At 61.0% G+C, this 16,030-nt stretch carries 17 protein-coding genes and 3 tRNA genes; 6 read left to right on the top strand and 14 right to left on the bottom strand.

Annotated elements, in window-relative coordinates:
- Window positions 1–90: 90 nt before the first annotated feature.
- The 10 genes from P3C18_RS19420 to P3C18_RS19375 all read right to left on the bottom strand — a co-directional run bounded on the left by P3C18_RS19420 (window position 91) and on the right by P3C18_RS19375 (window position 7,212).
- Window positions 91–167, bottom strand: a tRNA-Met gene (locus tag P3C18_RS19420).
- 77 nt (window positions 168–244) lie between these two features.
- On the bottom strand, window positions 245–1,345 hold the full coding sequence (gene ychF / locus P3C18_RS19415; RefSeq protein WP_275963434.1) for a redox-regulated ATPase YchF: 1,101 nt from the start codon (window positions 1,343–1,345) through the stop codon (window positions 245–247).
- Between the two features lie 32 nt (window positions 1,346–1,377).
- A complete protein-coding gene (gene pth, locus P3C18_RS19410) occupies window positions 1,378–1,968 on the bottom strand; it encodes an aminoacyl-tRNA hydrolase (RefSeq protein ID WP_275963433.1) in 591 nt (196 codons plus the stop codon).
- 69 nt (window positions 1,969–2,037) lie between these two features.
- Window positions 2,038–2,646: a 50S ribosomal protein L25/general stress protein Ctc gene (locus P3C18_RS19405; RefSeq protein ID WP_275963432.1), complete on the bottom strand. Its 609-nt coding sequence runs from the start codon at window positions 2,644–2,646 to the stop codon at window positions 2,038–2,040.
- Window positions 2,647–2,760: 114 nt separating this feature from the next.
- A complete protein-coding gene (locus P3C18_RS19400) occupies window positions 2,761–3,702 on the bottom strand; it encodes a ribose-phosphate pyrophosphokinase (RefSeq protein ID WP_090251437.1) in 942 nt (313 codons plus the stop codon).
- A 45-nt stretch (window positions 3,703–3,747) separates the two neighbouring features.
- Window positions 3,748–3,822: transfer RNA gene (locus P3C18_RS19395), tRNA-Gln, on the bottom strand.
- A 52-nt stretch (window positions 3,823–3,874) separates the two neighbouring features.
- Window positions 3,875–3,949 (bottom strand) — tRNA-Gln (locus P3C18_RS19390).
- Between the two features lie 43 nt (window positions 3,950–3,992).
- On the bottom strand, window positions 3,993–4,868 hold the full coding sequence (gene ispE / locus P3C18_RS19385) for a 4-(cytidine 5'-diphospho)-2-C-methyl-D-erythritol kinase (protein ID WP_275963431.1): 876 nt from the start codon (window positions 4,866–4,868) through the stop codon (window positions 3,993–3,995).
- On the bottom strand, window positions 4,865–5,482 hold the full coding sequence (gene lolB / locus P3C18_RS19380) for a lipoprotein insertase outer membrane protein LolB (RefSeq protein WP_275963430.1): 618 nt from the start codon (window positions 5,480–5,482) through the stop codon (window positions 4,865–4,867). Before lolB ends, ispE begins: the two co-directional genes overlap by 4 nt.
- Window positions 5,482–7,212, bottom strand: coding sequence for a tetratricopeptide repeat protein (locus P3C18_RS19375; protein WP_275963429.1), 1,731 nt, complete (start codon window positions 7,210–7,212; stop codon window positions 5,482–5,484). Before P3C18_RS19375 ends, lolB begins: the two co-directional genes overlap by 1 nt.
- A 183-nt stretch (window positions 7,213–7,395) precedes the next feature.
- Here P3C18_RS19375 and hemA point away from each other — a divergent pair, with 183 nt between their 5' ends.
- From hemA to P3C18_RS19345, 6 genes are all read left to right on the top strand, one after another.
- On the top strand, window positions 7,396–8,691 hold the full coding sequence (hemA, locus tag P3C18_RS19370; RefSeq protein ID WP_275963428.1) for a glutamyl-tRNA reductase: 1,296 nt from the start codon (window positions 7,396–7,398) through the stop codon (window positions 8,689–8,691).
- A gap of 9 nt (window positions 8,692–8,700) precedes the next feature.
- Window positions 8,701–9,783, top strand: a complete 1,083-nt coding sequence (gene prfA / locus P3C18_RS19365; protein ID WP_275963427.1) for a peptide chain release factor 1 — start codon at window positions 8,701–8,703, stop codon at window positions 9,781–9,783.
- 85 nt (window positions 9,784–9,868) lie between these two features.
- Complete coding sequence (gene prmC, locus P3C18_RS19360) at window positions 9,869–10,702, top strand: peptide chain release factor N(5)-glutamine methyltransferase (protein ID WP_275963426.1); 834 nt, start codon at window positions 9,869–9,871, stop codon at window positions 10,700–10,702.
- A 19-nt stretch (window positions 10,703–10,721) separates the two neighbouring features.
- Window positions 10,722–11,480 (top strand): molybdopterin-synthase adenylyltransferase MoeB, encoded by a 759-nt coding sequence (locus tag P3C18_RS19355; protein ID WP_275963459.1) that lies wholly within the window; start codon window positions 10,722–10,724, stop codon window positions 11,478–11,480.
- Window positions 11,473–12,270, top strand: a complete 798-nt coding sequence (murI, locus tag P3C18_RS19350) for a glutamate racemase (RefSeq protein WP_275963425.1) — start codon at window positions 11,473–11,475, stop codon at window positions 12,268–12,270. Before P3C18_RS19355 ends, murI begins: the two co-directional genes overlap by 8 nt.
- 89 nt (window positions 12,271–12,359) lie before the next feature.
- Window positions 12,360–12,875 carry an acyloxyacyl hydrolase gene (locus tag P3C18_RS19345; protein ID WP_275963424.1) on the top strand — a complete coding sequence of 172 codons (516 nt, stop codon included), beginning with the start codon at window positions 12,360–12,362 and terminating at the stop codon, window positions 12,873–12,875.
- A 3-nt stretch (window positions 12,876–12,878) separates the two neighbouring features.
- Here P3C18_RS19345 and P3C18_RS19340 read toward each other — a convergent pair whose 3' ends face one another.
- The 4 genes from P3C18_RS19340 to P3C18_RS19325 form a co-directional block, all read right to left on the bottom strand.
- Window positions 12,879–13,190 carry a YkgJ family cysteine cluster protein gene (locus P3C18_RS19340; RefSeq protein ID WP_275963423.1) on the bottom strand — a complete coding sequence of 104 codons (312 nt, stop codon included), beginning with the start codon at window positions 13,188–13,190 and terminating at the stop codon, window positions 12,879–12,881.
- Between the two features lie 245 nt (window positions 13,191–13,435).
- Window positions 13,436–13,963, bottom strand: a complete 528-nt coding sequence (locus P3C18_RS19335; RefSeq protein ID WP_275963422.1) for a DUF2878 domain-containing protein — start codon at window positions 13,961–13,963, stop codon at window positions 13,436–13,438.
- Window positions 13,956–15,230 carry a cyclopropane-fatty-acyl-phospholipid synthase family protein gene (locus P3C18_RS19330; protein ID WP_275963421.1) on the bottom strand — a complete coding sequence of 425 codons (1,275 nt, stop codon included), beginning with the start codon at window positions 15,228–15,230 and terminating at the stop codon, window positions 13,956–13,958. The genes P3C18_RS19335 and P3C18_RS19330 overlap by 8 nt, the downstream gene beginning before the upstream one ends.
- Window positions 15,217–16,017, bottom strand: a complete 801-nt coding sequence (locus P3C18_RS19325; protein WP_275963458.1) for a DUF1365 domain-containing protein — start codon at window positions 16,015–16,017, stop codon at window positions 15,217–15,219. Before P3C18_RS19325 ends, P3C18_RS19330 begins: the two co-directional genes overlap by 14 nt.
- Window positions 16,018–16,030 lie beyond the last annotated feature (13 nt).

Genomic DNA, 16,030 nt, shown 5'->3' with positions numbered 1-16,030 from the left:
TTCCATTCCAGTAGTGGCGCGCTGTAGTCACTTTGTAGTTACTCGCGCGCACAAAAAAGGGCTTAGCTTTCGCTAAACCCTTGTTTTGTTTGGTGGCTACGCAGGGACTTGAACCCCGGACCCCAGCATTATGAATGCTATGCTCTAACCAGCTGAGCTACGTAGCCGAGTGGCGCGCATTATTCGCGTCTTGGGGTTGGGTGTCAACCCTGTTGAGCGAAAATTTCTGCGCGCGATCAAGTGCTTAGACGTTAAAGCGGAAATGCATGACGTCGCCGTCTTTAACGATGTAGTCCTTGCCTTCCAGGCGCCATTTGCCGGCTTCTTTGGTGCCGGCTTCGCCCTTGTACTGAATGAAGTCGTTGTAGGCGATGACTTCGGCGCGGATAAAGCCCTTTTCGAAGTCGGTGTGGATCACTCCAGCGGCCTGTGGAGCGGTGGCGCCGACGCGGACGGTCCAGGCGCGGACTTCTTCGACGCCGGCGGTGAAGTAGGTCTGCAGGTTGAGCAGTTCGTAGCCCGCGCGGATTACTCGGTTCAGGCCAGGTTCTTCGAGACCCAGGGCTTCGAGGAACATGTCTTTTTCTTCGCCGTCATCCAGCTCGGCGATTTCTGCTTCGATCTTGTTACATACCGGCACCACAGGAGCGCCTTCGGCGTCAGCAATGGCCTGGACGATGTCGAGCAGTGGGTTGTTCTCAAAGCCGTCTTCGGCAACGTTGGCGATGTACATCACCGGCTTGCTGGTGAGCAGGTGGAAGCCGCGTACCAGTTGCTTCTCGTCGTCACCCAGGGTCTTCATCAGGGTGCGCGCTGGCTTGCCTTCGCTGAAGTGGGGGATGAGCTTTTCTAGCAGGGCTTTCTGGGCGACCGCTTCTTTGTCGCCGCCCTTGGCATTGCGAGTGGTCTTCTGCAGTTGCTTTTCGCAGCTGTCGAGGTCAGCGAAGATCAGTTCCAGGTCGATGATTTCGATGTCGCGCTTGGGGTCGACGCTGTTGGCGACGTGAATGACGTTCTCGTCTTCGAAGCAGCGCACTACGTGGGCGATGGCATCGGTTTCGCGGATGTTGGCGAGGAATTTGTTGCCCAGGCCTTCACCTTTCGACGCGCCGGCAACCAGGCCGGCGATATCGACGAACTCCATGGTGGTCGGCAGGATGCGCTTGGGGTTGACGATTGCCGCCAGCGCTGCGAGGCGTGGGTCGGGCATCGGCACGATGCCGCTGTTCGGCTCGATGGTGCAGAACGGAAAGTTCTCGGCCGCAATACCGGATTTGGTGAGGGCGTTGAACAGGGTGGACTTGCCGACGTTGGGCAGGCCGACGATGCCGCAGTTGAATCCCATGGTGTGTCCCTCGCGCGAATGGCGGTAAAGAGTTAGGAGGTGGCTTTCTGGCTGTGCAGCTTGTGCATGGCCTTGCTCCAGTCGCCTGCGAGTATTTCCGGCAGGGTACCTAGGGCAAAGTCGATGCTGGTATCCAGCAGTTCCTGTTCGCTGCGTGGGGCGCGGCCGAGGACAAAGTTGGAGACCATGCTGCTGTGCCCGGGATGGCCAATGCCAAGCCGCAGGCGGTAAAAATTATTCTGATTGCCGAGCTGGGCGATGATGTCGCGCAGTCCGTTATGCCCGCCGTGCCCGCCACCCTGTTTGAGTTTGGCGACGCCTGGCGGCATGTCGAGTTCGTCGTGGGCCACCAGAATAGCTTCCGGCGGGATGCGGAAGAAATTCGCCAATGTCGCTACAGCCTGGCCGCTGCGATTCATAAAGGTGGTGGGGATCAATAGCCGAACATCGCGGCCCTGATGGCTGAATTTGCCAACCAGGCCAAAATACTTTTTGTCGAGGCTCAGGTTGATGCGCTGGCTGTCAGCCAGGCGCTCAACGAAAAGGGCCCCTGCATTATGCCGGGTCTGGTCGTATTCAGGGCCGGGGTTACCCAGGCCAACGATCAGTTGTACGGCAGTCATGTCAGGAGCCCTTTGGTGGAAATAGCCCGGCAGAATCGCATGCCGGGCTGGTTTCCGACGCTGCGAGGTTTACTCGGCAGCGCCTTCTTCTGCATCTTTAACAACGCGCGAGGCGTGGATGTTAGCCACGGCCAGGTCGTTACCGTGAGCCAGTGCAACCAGCTCAACGCCTTTTGGCAGTTTCAGATCGGCCAGGTGAACGATCTGACCGATTTCAACGGCGGCCATGTCGACTTCGATGAATTCCGGCAGATCTTTCGGCAGGCAGGAAACTTCTACTTCAGACAGTACGTGGGAAACTTCGCCACCTTGCTGCTTCACGCCAACCGAGGTTTCCTGGTTGAGGAAGTGCAGAGGTACGATAGCGGTCAGTTTCTGGCCAGCGACTACGCGAACGAAGTCAGCGTGCAGCACATAGCCTTTGGCTGGATGGCGCTGCAGGGCTTTGATGATCACGCTTTCGTTGCTGCCGGCTACGTTCAGGCTCAGCACGTGGCTGTAGGCTGCTTCGTTTTCCAGCAGTTTGGCCAGTTCTTTGGCCAGCAGGCTGATCGATTGTGGAGCTTTTTCGCCACCGTAAATTACGGCAGGAACCATGGCAACGTTACGACGCAGGCGGCGGCTCGCACCTTTCCCCAGGTCGGAACGCACTTCGGCATTCAGGGCAAATTCAGTCATTTCACTTCTCCAAAATAACCAAACCGTCCGTTACGCTTGCGACCAGCGACGGGACGGTTGGTTGAAAGGCCATGCCATTAGGGCAGGGCGTTTGCGCTCAGGGCGTGTACCGAATTAACGGAACATCGCGCTGATCGATTCTTCATTGCTGATGCGGCGGACCGCTTCAGCGACTACCGGGGCGATGTCCAGTTGGCGAATACGCGAACAGGATTGCGCAGCGGCGGACAGCGGGATGGTGTTAGTCACCACCAACTCGTCGAGTACGGATTTTTCAATGTTTTCGATTGCACGGCCAGACAGTACAGCGTGTGTGGCGTAGGCAAAGACTTTCGACGCGCCGTGTTCTTTCAGTGCTTTGGCGGCGTGGCATAGAGTGCCGGCGGTATCCACCATGTCGTCGACCAAGATGCAGGTACGGCCTTCAACATCACCGATGATGTGCATCACTTCGGAGTGGTTGGCTTTCTCGCGGCGCTTGTCGATGATCGCCAGGTCAACACCCAGGGACTTGGCCACAGCGCGTGCACGCACTACGCCGCCGATGTCCGGGGAGACGATCATGAGGTTTTCAAAGCGCTGGTCTTCGATATCGTCCACCAGTACTGGGGAGCCGTAGATGTTATCTACCGGGATATCGAAGAAGCCCTGGATCTGATCCGCGTGCAGGTCGACGGTCAAAACCCGGTCGATACCTACAACGGTGAGCATGTCAGCCACAACTTTGGCACTGATGGCCACGCGGGCGGAGCGCGGGCGGCGATCCTGGCGGGCATAGCCGAAGTAGGGGATAACTGCAGTAATTCGGGTCGCTGAGGAGCGGCGGAAGGCGTCGGCCATCACTACCAGTTCCATCAGGTTATCGTTGGTTGGCGCGCACGTCGGTTGAATCAGGAAGACGTCTTTACCGCGGACGTTTTCGTTGATTTCAATCATGATCTCGCCGTCGGAAAACTTACCGACAGAAGCATCACCGAGGGGAATGTGCAGCTGACGTACGATACGTCGCGCCAGATCGGGGTTAGCGTTCCCCGTAAAAACCATCATCTTGGACACGCGCAGTACCTGCCGGCTGGGGGTATACCTGGATGAGTACAGAAATGGCAGGGGCGGCTGGATTCGAACCAACGCATGCCAGGATCAAAACCTGGTGCCTTACCGCTTGGCGACGCCCCTGTATCCTGTGTAACCGAATGCTTTGAGTTGTGTATCCGCTCCAGGGCGGAAATGGCAGGGGCGGCTGGATTCGAACCAACGCATGCCAGGATCAAAACCTGGTGCCTTACCGCTTGGCGACGCCCCTATTACCGTACAACTCTGTGCTCTTAATTACTAAGAGCGAACATTCACTTCCTGACCAATGTTTCGAGCTTGCGGTGCAACATCGAAATGTTACGGCCTTGGGCAATAAAACTTGGCAAAGTGGCTGGAAGTTGGCGGGCGACTTTATCAGCATCGTCCTGGTTTGGGAAGCTCCCAAACACACAAGCTCCAGTGCCGGTTAATCTGGTTGGAACAAATTTGTTCAACAAGATCAAAGCGTTACGAACTTCTGGATAACGCTTCGTGACCACCGGCTGGCAGTCATTACGACCACCCCCCTCAAGAAGGCTGCGAACTTTAATGGGCGGCGTATCCCGTGTCAACTCGGGGTCGGAGAAAATTTCCGCTGTGCTGACAAGTACTTGCGGAATCGCGACAAGAAACCAGGGTTCGCTCAAGGTCACCGGCTGCAGCTTTTCACCCACACCTTCGGCAAAGGCCGCATGGCCGCGTACGAATACCGGCACGTCGGCGCCCAGGCTAAGTCCGAGGGCTGCCAGTTGATCTTCATTGCAACTCAGCTGCCACAGGTGGTTGAGGCCGAGCAGGGTGGTGGCGGCATCCGAGCTGCCGCCGCCGATGCCGCCGCCCATGGGCAGGCGTTTGTCGAGCCAGATGTCGGCACCCAGTGTGCAGTTTGCGTGCTGTTGCAGTAGGCGCGCGGCGCGCACGATCAGGTTGCTGTCGTGGGGCACGCTATCGATGGGCGTATGCAGGTGAATTTCACCGTCGGTGCGCAGGGCAAAGCCCAACTCGTCACCGAAGTCGAGAAACTGAAACAGGGTTTGCAGCTCGTGATAGCCATCGGCGCGGCGGCCGAGGATATGCAGCATCAGGTTGAGCTTGGCCGGCGCCGGCAGAATCAGTTCGGCAGCGGCGGGTATTGCCGGGGCGCTCATTGACCGAGCTGGCGCGGTTGCCAGTCCTTGATCACCAGAGTGACTTGCAGATCGAAACCGCTGAGCTTGATGCGCTCCGGCAGCCAGAAGCCATTCTGCTCGGCATAGCTCAGGTACTCAACGTGCCAGCCGTCCTGACTCAGTTGCGCCAGGTGGCTTTGGCTGTCGAGGTTCAGGCGGCTTTTGCTATCGGGGGAGGGCAGGCCACGAATCCACCAGAGCAGGTGGGAGACCGGCAGGTTCAGCCCGAGCTGGTCTTGCAGTAGCTGTTCCGGCGACTCGGCCTGGTAGCGGCCCTGGTTGGCGACTTCCAGCTGGATTGCGCCAGGGCGGCCGGTCAGGCGTGCAGCGCCGCGACCCAGTGGGCCGGACAGGCGGATGTCGTAGTAGTCCTGGCGTTGCAGCCAGAACAGGGTGCCGCTGCCGGAGTCTTTCGGCGCGCGGATGCCGACTTTGCCGTTGATCTGCCAGGCGTCCAGGCTGCTGATCTGCTGCTTGTGCGCTTGCCAGCTTTGCGCATTGCCCTGGCCTTCGAGGGCTTCACGGGAGGTCAGGCCGGCGCAGCCTGCCAATAATGTGATCAGGCTGAAAACTATCAGGTGGCGCGCAAACATCAGAGTGTCTCTGCTCCGGTCAGGCGCAGCAGGGTGCTGCGCAGAATTGTGCTGTCGGGTTGCTGTTTCAGGGCTTCGCGCCAGAGTTTGCGCGCTTCTTTCTGCTTGCCTTGTGCCCACAGCACTTCGCCAAGGTGCGCGGCGACTTCGTGGTCGGGGAATTCCTGCAGCGCTTGGCGCAGCAGGCGTTCAGCCTCATCCAGGTTGCCCAGGCGGTAATTTACCCAGCCGAGGCTGTCGAGAATCGCCGGGTCTTCCGGGTTGAGCTGGTGGGCCTGTTCGATCAGCTGCTTGGCTTCGGCATAGCGGGTGGTGCGGTCGGCCAGGGTATAGCCGAGCGCATTAAGGGCCATGGCGTTGTCTGGTTCGCGCTCGAGAATAAAGCGCAGGTCCTGCTCCAGCAGGGCCAGGTTGTCGCGTTTTTCCGCGAGCATGGCGCGGGTGTAGAGCAGGTTGAGGTCTTCCGGGAACTGCTCCAGGGCTTGCTGGATCAGCTTCCAGGCGCGCTCGGTGTCCTGCTGCTTGGACCAGGCCTCTGCCTCGATCAGGTACAGCTGAATGGCGTAGTCAGGTTGGCTTTCGCGGGCCTGGCGCAGGCGTTCGGAGGCTTCTTCGGCGCGTTGCTCCTTGAACAGCAAATCGCTTTGCCGAGCCTGGGCGGGCAGGTAGTCGTTGCCAGGGCCGACCATAGCGTATTCGATCAGCGCGCTCGGAGTGTCGCCGAGTTCTTCATAGGCGCGAGCCAGGTTGTAGTGCGCCGCTTCGACATGGCTGCCGCGCTCGACCAGCTCTTCTAGGTAGGCAATCGCCTCTTCCCAGGCTTTGGCTTCCAGACAGACCAGCGCCAAGGAGAAACGCAGGTCATCGTCGTTGGGGTGTTGCTGCAGCAGCGAGGCAAACTCGCCCTTGGCTTCATCCAGGCGATCTTCGGCTACCAGCAGGCGGGCGTAGGTCAGGCGCAGGCGTTTGTCATCAGGGTGCTGCTCGATGCCTTTTTCCAGCAGCGGCAGTGCATCGTCGTTGCGCTCAAGGCTTTGCAGCAGGCGCGCGTGCAGCAAGATCGACGCGATGGGGCGATCTTTGCTGGGTTGTTGCTCCAGCAGTTCCAGGGCTTCCTGCGGTCGGCCATCCTGTTGCAGCAACAGGGCTTTGCCAAATTGCAGCTGGCTATTGTCCGGATATTTCGCCTGCAGGCGGTTGAAACTTTGCAGCAGACCGGTGCGGGTATCCGGGTCTGTTTCAGCGGCGGACAGGGCGAGGAAGTCGAAATGCGTATCGCCCTGACGCTGCAGCACCTGCTCCATAAAGGTCATGGATTCGTCGTAGCGGCCGGCACGCGCCAGTTGCACGGCGGCGGCGCGCTGCGCATCGATATTCTCGGGTGCGGTCTTGGCCCACAGCAGGCTGGTTTCCAGTGCGGGCTGCTCGGCCCCCAGGTACTCGGCTATGCGAAAGCCGCGCTCGGCGACGCCAGCATCCTGGGTGGCATTGGCCTGCTCTACATAGTTTTCCAGGGCAATGTCGAAGCGGTTGCGTTGGCCGGCCAGTTCCGCGATCAGCAGCGACAGCAGGGTTTCCTGGCTGAAGGCGCGGTAGACCTGCGGCTGGGTTTCTGCGGTGACGGCAGTGGGATCTTCCACCGGTGGCGTGCCATCCGGGGCAGAGGGGGCAAACGTCTGGCAGCCGCTTAATAAGGCAGCGGCAGTCAGCAAGGCGAAGGATCTATTCATAGGAAGAGTATGTGGCCAACCTGCGGTTTGGGCATCATGACACAAGCGCTGGGGCAAGCCCATGGGCGGCCATGATGCGGATTAAGAGATAAACCTGGCTATTGGGACAATAGGCCGCAGTGGTTGTTCTCGCTTTGCCGAAGTAGGACAATTGCCGGCTTCCACTCCCTGTCAGCGACGTGCATGGCCTTTATTGCCCTCGGTATCAACCACAAGACCGCCTCGGTGGACGTCCGCGAACGCGTGGCCTTCACTCCCGAGCAGTTGGTTGAGGCGTTGCAGCAGCTGTGTCAGCGCACTAGCAGCCGCGAGGCGGCGATTCTTTCGACCTGCAATCGCAGCGAGTTGTACCTCGAGCAGGACAGCCTGAGCGCCGATGAAGTATTGGCCTGGCTGGCCAGTTATCACCGGCTAAGCCTCGAAGAGCTGCGCGCCTGTGCCTATATCCATGCCGACGACGAAGCCGTGCGCCATATGATGCGCGTGGCCTCGGGGCTGGACTCCATGGTGCTGGGCGAGCCGCAGATTCTTGGCCAGATGAAATCGGCGTTTGCCGTGGCGCGCGAGGCTGGCACCCTCGGCCCGCTGCTCGGGCGCTTGTTTCAGGCCACCTTCAGCACCGCCAAGACCGTGCGTACTGATACCGCGATTGGTGAAAACCCGGTATCTGTGGCCTTCGCCGCGGTCAGCCTGGCCAAGCAGATTTTCGCCGACCTGCATCGCAGCCAGGCGCTGTTGATCGGCGCCGGTGAAACCATCAGCCTGGTCGCGCGCCATCTGCACGACCAAGGCATCAAACGCATCGTGGTGGCCAATCGCACCCTGGAGCGCGCCAGCAGCCTGGCCGAACAATTCGGCGCACATGCTGTTTTGTTGTCAGAGATTCCCGACGAGCTGATCAACAGCGATATCGTGATCAGCTCCACCGCCAGCCAGCTGCCGATTCTCGGCAAGGGCGCGGTTGAGCGCGCGCTAAAGCAGCGCAAGCACAAGCCGATCTTTATGGTCGACATCGCCGTACCGCGCGATATTGAGCCGGAAGTCGGCGAGCTGGACGACGTTTACCTGTACACCGTCGATGACCTGCATGAGGTGATCGCGGAAAACCTCAAAAGCCGTCAGGGCGCCGCTCAGGCCGCCGAAGAGCTGGTCAGCGTCGGCGCCCAGGACTTTATGCAGCGCCTGCGCGAACTGGCGGCGGTGGATGTGCTCAAGGCCTACCGTCAGCAAGCCGAGCGCCTGCGTGACGAGGAGCTGAACAAGGCTCTGCGTCTGCTCAACAACGGCAGCTCGGCCGAGGATGTGCTGGCACTGCTGGCCCGCGGCCTGACCAACAAGCTGCTGCATGCGCCCAGCGTGCAGCTGAAAAAATTCTCTGCTGACGGCCGCGTCGATGCGCTGGGCGTGGCTCAAGAACTGTTTGCCCTCGACGAGGGCGCGCCGCCTGCTTCTACCCATAGCAGCTCGGCTAATAAATAAAGGTCTGCAATGAAAGCGTCACTGATCAATAAACTCGACCTGTTGCAGGATCGTTTCGAAGAGTTGACCGCGCTGCTCGGCGATGCCGAAGTGATCAGCAATCAGCCGCAGTTTCGCGCCTATTCCAAGGAGTACGCTGAGCTTGAGCCGGTGTACCAGGCGTTCAGTGCATTCCGCAAAGTCCAGGCCGACCTCGAAGGCGCCCAGGCGCTGCTCAAAGACAGCGATCCGGACATGCGCGAGATGGCCGAGGAAGAAGTCGCCGAGGCCAAGGAGCAGCTGATCGAGCTGGAAGCCACGCTGCAACGCATGCTGCTGCCAAAGGACCCCAACGACGGCCGTAACGTGTTCCTTGAAGTACGCGCCGGCACTGGTGGCGACGAGGCGGCGATCTTCTCCGGCGACCTGTTCCGCATGTATTCACGCTATGCCGAGAAACAGGGCTGGCGCGTCGAGGTGCTGTCGGCCAGCGAAGGCGAGCACGGAGGTTATAAGGAAGTGATTGCCCGGGTTGAGGGCGACAACGTCTACGGCAAGCTCAAGTTCGAGTCGGGCGCGCACCGCGTACAGCGCGTGCCCGAGACCGAGTCGCAAGGCCGTATCCACACCTCGGCCTGCACCGTCGCCGTGCTGCCCGAGCCGGATGAGCAGATGGCCATCGATATCAACCCGGCCGACCTGCGCGTGGACACCTACCGCAGTTCTGGCGCCGGTGGCCAGCACGTCAACACCACCGACTCGGCGATCCGCATCACCCACATTCCCACCGGCACCGTGGTGGAATGTCAGGAAGAGCGCTCGCAGCACAAGAACCGCGCCAAGGCCATGGCCTGGCTCGCGGCGAAACTCAAAGACCAGCAGGAAGCCGCCGCGCACAAGGAGATTTCCGACTCGCGCAAATTGCTGGTGGGCTCCGGTGACCGCTCCGAGCGCATCCGCACCTACAACTTCCCGCAAGGGCGAGTGACCGATCACCGCATCAACCTGACCCTGTATTCGCTCAACGAAGTGATTGCCGGCGGCGTCGAAGCGATTATCGAGCCGCTGCTGGTCGAGTATCAGGCTGATCAGTTGGCTGCGCTGGGCGATTGATTCGCGCTTTTCGTAGCCCGGATGCAATCCGGGAGCGACCGTTGACGCATGTCCCGGATTGCATCCGGGCTACGGAATAAATGCCATGGTCACCATCGAAACCCTGCTTAACACCGCCGAACTACCCGACTCGCCCACCCCACGGCTGGACGCCGAGCTATTGCTCGCCCACGCCCTGGGCAAGTCGCGCAGCTATCTGCACACCTGGCCGGAGCGCGAGCTTGAGGCCGAGCCGCTTGAGCGTTATCAGTCGATGCTGGTGCGGCGTCAGGCTGGTGAACCGGTGGCCTATATCCTTGGTCAGCAGGGCTTCTGGAGCCTGGAACTGGAGGTGGCGTCGCATACCCTGATTCCGCGTCCGGATACCGAGTTGCTGGTGGAGACCGTTCTCGCGCTGCTGCCGGCCACGCCTGCTGCGCTGCTTGATCTCGGCACCGGCACAGGTGCGATTGCCCTGGCCCTGGCCAGCGAGCGCCCAGCCTGGCGGCTTACCGGGGTGGACCGTGTGGCGGAGGCGGTGGCCCTGGCTGAACGTAATCGAGTACGGCTTAAACTGGCCAATGCCAGCTTTATTGCAAGTCACTGGTTTAGCGCCCTGGCCGGCCGGCGTTATCAGCTGATCGTCAGCAACCCGCCCTATATCGCTGCCGATGATCGGCATCTGGCAGAAGGCGATGTGCGCTTCGAGCCGAGCAGCGCGCTGGTGGCGGGCGCGGATGGCCTGGACGATATTCGCCTGATCATCCAGCAGGCTCCGGACTATCTTGAAGCGGGCGGCTGGTTGCTGCTGGAGCATGGTTTCGATCAGGCGGCGGCAGTGCGCGAGTTGCTCAGCGCGCGTGGCTTTAGCGCGGTGGAAAGCCGGCGTGACCTTGGCGGCCATGAGCGCATCAGTCTGGGACGCTTCGATAATGAGTGACGCCATGAGTGCGCAGGACATGCTGAATGACGAGGAGCTGCTGCGCTACAGCCGGCAGATCCTCTTGCAACAGATCGATATCGCCGGCCAGCTGCGCCTGAAAAACAGCCGTGCGCTGATTATCGGCCTCGGCGGCCTGGGTTCGCCGGTGGCGCTGTACCTGGCCGCCGCCGGGGTCGGTGAGTTGCATCTGGCGGACTTTGATACGGTCGATCTGACTAACCTGCAGCGGCAGATCGCCCACGACACCGCCAGCATCGGCCTGAGCAAGGTCGACTCGGCATCCAAGCGCCTGCTGGCGATCAACCCGCAGCTGCGCCTGCAAGCGCATCGTCAGGGCCTGGACAGCGATTCTCTGGCCGCAGCGGTGGCGGCGGTGGATCTGGTGCTGGATTGTTCGGACAACTTCAGCACCCGCGAAGCGGTTAACGCCGCCTGTGTAGCAGCCAAGGTGCCGCTGGTTAGCGGCGCGGCGATTCGCCTGGAAGGCCAGCTGTCGGTATTCGACCCGCGCCGTGATGACAGCCCCTGCTATCACTGCATCTACGGCCACGGCAGCGAGGCCGAGCTGACCTGCAGCGAAGCCGGTGTGGTCGGCCCGCTGGTAGGTTTGGTCGGTAGTTTGCAGGCGTTGGAAGCCTTGAAGCTGTTGGCACAATTTGGCGAGCCGCTGGTTGGCCGCTTGTTGCTGATCGATGCTCTGGGCAGCCGTTTCCGTGAGCTGCGGGTCAAGCGTGATCCGGGCTGCAGCGTGTGTGGAGTGGCCAGCGGTGAGTAACGCGCCGATTGGCGTATTCGATTCCGGCGTCGGCGGCCTGTCGGTGCTGGGCGAAATCCGCGCGTTGCTGCCGAATGAGTCGCTGCTGTATGTGGCCGACAGCGGTCATGTGCCCTATGGCGAAAAGAGCCCGGAATTTATCCGCGAGCGCTGCCGGGTGTTGGCCGAGTTTCTTCTCGCCCAGGGCGCCAAGGCGCTGGTACTGGCCTGCAATACTGCCACGGTGGCAGGGGTAGCCGAGTTGCGTGAGCTCTATCCGCAGCTGCCATTGGTGGGCATGGAACCGGCGGTCAAGCCTGCTGCTGCCGCCACGCAGAGTGGTGTGGTCGGCGTGCTGGCCACCACCGGCACGCTAAAAAGCGCCAAGTTCGCCGCCTTGCTCGACCGTTTTGCCAGCGATGTGCGGGTGATTACTCAGCCTTGTCCAGGGTTGGTCGAGCGTATTGAAGCCGGTGAGCTGGATAGCCAGGCTACCCGCGAGTTGCTACAGGACTTTGTCGCGCCGCTCCTGGCCGAGGGCTGCGACACGCTGATTCTCGGTTGCACCCATTACCCCTTTATCAAACCGTTGCTGCGCAGTTTGGTGCCGGACTCGATCAGTCTGATCGACACGGGCGCAGCAGTGGCGCGGCAAGTCCAGCGGCTGTTGGCAGGCCATAATCTACTGGCCAGCGGCCCGGCTCAGCCTGCGCAGTTCTGGTCGAGCGGCGATCCGGCAGCCATGCAGCGGGTGTTGCCGTTGCTATGGGGCGAGGCGGCACTGGTCAGCGGCTTACCCAGCACGGTTTAGCCATAGGTCGGCTTTCTCAGTAGGCAAAGATTTCTATACTCTCAAGCAGCGTCAGTACGTTTCTACTTGGGTGGATAAGGATTATTACCATGAGAAAAGTCGTTACCTTGGCTGCGTTTGCGGCCTTAGCGTTGGGGCAGGTGGGTGCATTGCAGGCGGCGGATTTGAGCGTGGCGGTCGGCCAGACAGGCGACTCGACCATGACCTATCGGCTGGGCACCCAGTTCGATTTCAAGCAGAGCTGGTTTGTCAGTGATGTCGGTCGCCTGACCGGTTACTGGGATGCGGCATACACCTACTGGGACGGCGACAAAGCCTCCAGCAACCACAGCCTTTCGCTCAGCCCGGTATTCGTCTACGAGTTTGCCGGCGAGCGCTTCAAACCCTATATCGAAGCCGGGATCGGCATTGCCGCGTTCAGCAGCACCGAGTTGGAAGACAACGATCTGGGCTCGTCTTTCCAGTTTGAAGACCGCATCGGCTTTGGGGTGCGTTTCGCCGGGCAGGAAGTCGGCCTGCGTGCTCTGCATTACTCCAATGCCGGGCTTAAACAACCTAACGACGGGGTTGAGAGCTATAGCCTGCATTACCGCATGAGTTTCTAACGCTTAGCGGTAGATGCTGCTCATGCCCTTGCGCTCGTCCAGGCATTCGGGGGAGGCGGTTTCGAATTCTCGGCAGATCAGTGGGCGCACTTCGTAAATGGTGCAGCGCATGCTGTCGCGGTCCAGCGCGGCGCACCAGCCGTCGTCTAGACGCAGCATCACTTCGCCGCCCCAGTCATCGGTGTCGATATAGCGCGGCGGCACGCCGGTATCGGTGATCAGCATGACTTCCAGCTGGCAGCAGCAGGCGGCGCAGTTGCTGCAGCTGACTGCGGGTTCGTCCGCGAGTTGGGTATGGGGGATGTTCTGACTCATGCCGCGCAGTGTACGTCATCGCTGTTATTGCGGCGCCTGCCACCGACGTAGGGAGCATGGCGTTTTGTCCATCCAGCGCAGACCCCGAACACCGTAGCCCGGATGCAATCCGGGGCATCGGTTGTGGCCATCACATCGCGTTCCCGGATTTCATCCGGGCTACAACAGCGCTGTAGGGCGGAGATGGCGGAGCCTTGTCCAGCGCTGGCTGCCCGAATGGCGTACAAGCCCTCGGCATGTACGCCCTACGCTGTTTTGCGTGCGCGCAGGCTCTGTTCGTACTGGCTGCGATAGAGCTTGGCGAAGCCATGCAGCACGGGCATCACCAGCGCCCAGATGGCGCCGATCAGTAGCAGGCTTTGCCAGGTGCCGTAGGGCAGGCCGACGCCAGCAATCTGCGCGCCGGCGTAATAGGACAGCGGCGCGCCAATCGCGCCGAGCAGACTGCCGCGCCACCAGGGTTGTGCGGTCCAGGCCAGGCAATGATTGAGCGTGGTGGCCATCAGCAGCCACAGGCAGGCCAGCCACAGCGGGATCAGCGTGCGTGGCTCGCCGAAGTCGAACACGCCGAGATTGAGCAGAAAGCTGTCCAGCGCGCTGCCGGCAAGAAACACCGTGATCAGCAGCTTGCCTTCCGCCGCCCAGTTGCTGGTCCACAGCAGATGTACCGCCAGCACCGCTGCAACAATCAGCAGCCACAGGCTGTCGCCGCCGAAGACACAGGCGAACCAGCCGAGCTGAAACAGCAGGGTGTTGACGATCAATTTAAGCATTGAGATTTCCCAGTAGCGGAGCAGGACGTGCTGCCGGCTTAGCCAGCAGCAATTGCGCGGTGCCGATGGTGCGCTCGATAAAGCCGCCCTCGCAATAGCACAGGTAGAACTCCCACAGGCGGAAGAAGTAATCGTCGTAACCCTGCTGCTCCAACTTGTGCCGCGCGTGGCGCAGGTTGTCGTGCCAGATGCGCAGGGTGCGAGCGTAGTGCAGGCCGAAGTCTTCCATGTGGTGCAGGTTCATATCGGTCTTGGCGGTGATGATTTCCAGCATCTTGTTTACCGAGGGCAGTGCGCCGCCGGGGAAGATATAGCGCTGGATAAAGTCCACAGCGTTTTTCGCCTGCTCATAGCGCTGGTCGCGGATGGTGATGGCCTGCAGCAGCATCAGGCCGTCGGGCTTGAGCAGGTTGGCGCATTGTTCGAAATAGGTGGGCAGGAAGCGATGGCCGACGGCCTCGATCATCTCGATTGATACCAGTTTGTCGTACTGCCCGGCCAGGTCGCGGTAGTCCTCCAGCAGCAGGGTGATCTGCCCCTGCAAACCCTGCTCGACAATGCGCTGCTGGGTGTAGGCGAACTGCTCGCGCGACAGGGTGGTGGTGGTGACCTTGCAGCCGTAATGGGTGGCGGCGTAAATCGCCATGCTGCCCCAGCCGGTGCCGATTTCCAGCAGGTGGTCGCTGGGCTTGAGGGCAAGCTTCTGGCAGATGCGTTCGAGCTTGTTCAGCTGTGCCTGCTCCAGGCTGTCATCGGCGCTCTGGAACATCGCCGCCGAGTACATCATGGTCGGGTCGAGGAACTGCTCGAACAGGTCGTTGCCCAGGTCGTAATGCGCCGAGATGTTCTTGCGCGAGCCTTTGCGGGTGTTGCGGTTGAGCCAGTGCAGCCCCTGGATCAGCGGGCGGCCCAGTTGCGCCAGGCCGCTTTCCATGGCGTCGAGCACCTCCAGGTTGCTGACGAATACGCGGATCACTGCGGTCAGATCCGGGGTGGTCCAGTAACCGTGGATATAGGCCTCGCCCGATCCAATCGAACCATTGCCCGCCACCAGCCCCCAGACCGCGCCATCCTGCACCTGGATCTCGGCGCTAAGGCTGGAGTGGGCATCGCCGAACTCCATGCGTTCGTCACCTTCGACTATCACCAGTTGGCCATGGCGCAGCTGTTTCAGCTGGCGCAGTACCGCACGGCGCAACAGGCTGGCACCGATGCCACTGCCGGCGCGCACCACATGTTTGGCGGAGGTCAGGCTAGAGCTTTTCATGGGGGACTTCCTTTGATGCGGGGCGGGCGACGCGGAAATCACCTTCAGCGGCCCGATGGGTGAACAGGGGAATACGTTTGAGCAGCAGGCGCAGGGCCTGCCAGTAGATGGCGGCAAGGGTTTTGCCGGTCATCCAGGGAAACTGCAGCAGGTAGCGATGCAGGCTGGCGCGGTTGAGTTGAGTGCGTTGCAGGCTGAGGCTGGCGTCGAAGAGCTTTTCCTCGCCCTGCCAGTCGGCCATATGAATACCTAGGCGCTCGCCCGCCGGGCTGAAGCTCATGCGGTATTCCAGCTCGCGCGGCAGAAACGGCGAGACGTGAAACGCCTTGGCCACGGCGACGTGCTGGTGCCCCTCGCCTTCGGCCGGCAGCACATAGTGGTAGCGCTCACGGAAGGGCGTGTTGCTGACCTCGCAGAGAATCGCCGCCAGACGGCCATCGGCCTCATGACAGTAGAAGAAGCTCGCCGGGTTGAAGGCCAGACCCCAGCTGCGTGGCTGGGTCAGCAAACAGATATGCCCCAGCGGCGTGCGCCCCAGCGCTTCCGTGACACGCTGGCGCACGGCGTCGATCAGGCTGATACCGGCACCGGTGAACTGCGGCAGGTAATCGCTTTCGCGAAAGGCAAAGGGCGCGAAGCGGCCACTGCCGGCCAGCGGCGACAGCGCGAGCACCGCATCCTGCTCGCTCAGGTCGAGGTAGAGCAGGCCCATGCGATAGCGGAAGTTATGCAGGCGCGGCGCAAACCGCCGGTGTTGCACCCAGCCGCTGTACAGGGCGCTGTTCATCACCATTGCGCTG

This window comes from Pseudomonas sp. 1928-m (genome assembly GCF_029269135.1).
Taxonomy (GTDB): domain Bacteria; phylum Pseudomonadota; class Gammaproteobacteria; order Pseudomonadales; family Pseudomonadaceae; genus Aquipseudomonas.
This window is presented reverse-complemented; position numbering and strand designations above follow the sequence as displayed.

Excerpts from the sequence above, each read along its gene's own strand:
- ispE (WP_275963431.1), bottom strand. The coding sequence starts at position 4,868 with ATGAGCGCCCCGGCAATACCCGCCGCTGCCGAACTGATTCTGCCGGCG.
- P3C18_RS19345 (WP_275963424.1), top strand. The coding sequence starts at position 12,360 with ATGAGAAAAGTCGTTACCTTGGCTGCGTTTGCGGCCTTAGCGTTGGGG.
- prfA (WP_275963427.1), top strand. The coding sequence starts at position 8,701 with ATGAAAGCGTCACTGATCAATAAACTCGACCTGTTGCAGGATCGTTTC.
- P3C18_RS19335 (WP_275963422.1), bottom strand. The coding sequence starts at position 13,963 with ATGCTTAAATTGATCGTCAACACCCTGCTGTTTCAGCTCGGCTGGTTC.
- P3C18_RS19375 (WP_275963429.1), bottom strand. The coding sequence starts at position 7,212 with ATGAATAGATCCTTCGCCTTGCTGACTGCCGCTGCCTTATTAAGCGGC.
- P3C18_RS19325 (WP_275963458.1), bottom strand. The coding sequence starts at position 16,017 with ATGAACAGCGCCCTGTACAGCGGCTGGGTGCAACACCGGCGGTTTGCG.
- ychF (WP_275963434.1), bottom strand. The coding sequence starts at position 1,345 with ATGGGATTCAACTGCGGCATCGTCGGCCTGCCCAACGTCGGCAAGTCC.
- lolB (WP_275963430.1), bottom strand. The coding sequence starts at position 5,482 with ATGTTTGCGCGCCACCTGATAGTTTTCAGCCTGATCACATTATTGGCA.
- P3C18_RS19330 (WP_275963421.1), bottom strand. The coding sequence starts at position 15,230 with ATGAAAAGCTCTAGCCTGACCTCCGCCAAACATGTGGTGCGCGCCGGC.
- P3C18_RS19355 (WP_275963459.1), top strand. The coding sequence starts at position 10,722 with ATGCTGAATGACGAGGAGCTGCTGCGCTACAGCCGGCAGATCCTCTTG.
- hemA (WP_275963428.1), top strand. The coding sequence starts at position 7,396 with ATGGCCTTTATTGCCCTCGGTATCAACCACAAGACCGCCTCGGTGGAC.
- pth (WP_275963433.1), bottom strand. The coding sequence starts at position 1,968 with ATGACTGCCGTACAACTGATCGTTGGCCTGGGTAACCCCGGCCCTGAA.
- P3C18_RS19340 (WP_275963423.1), bottom strand. The coding sequence starts at position 13,190 with ATGAGTCAGAACATCCCCCATACCCAACTCGCGGACGAACCCGCAGTC.
- prmC (WP_275963426.1), top strand. The coding sequence starts at position 9,869 with ATGGTCACCATCGAAACCCTGCTTAACACCGCCGAACTACCCGACTCG.
- P3C18_RS19405 (WP_275963432.1), bottom strand. The coding sequence starts at position 2,646 with ATGACTGAATTTGCCCTGAATGCCGAAGTGCGTTCCGACCTGGGGAAA.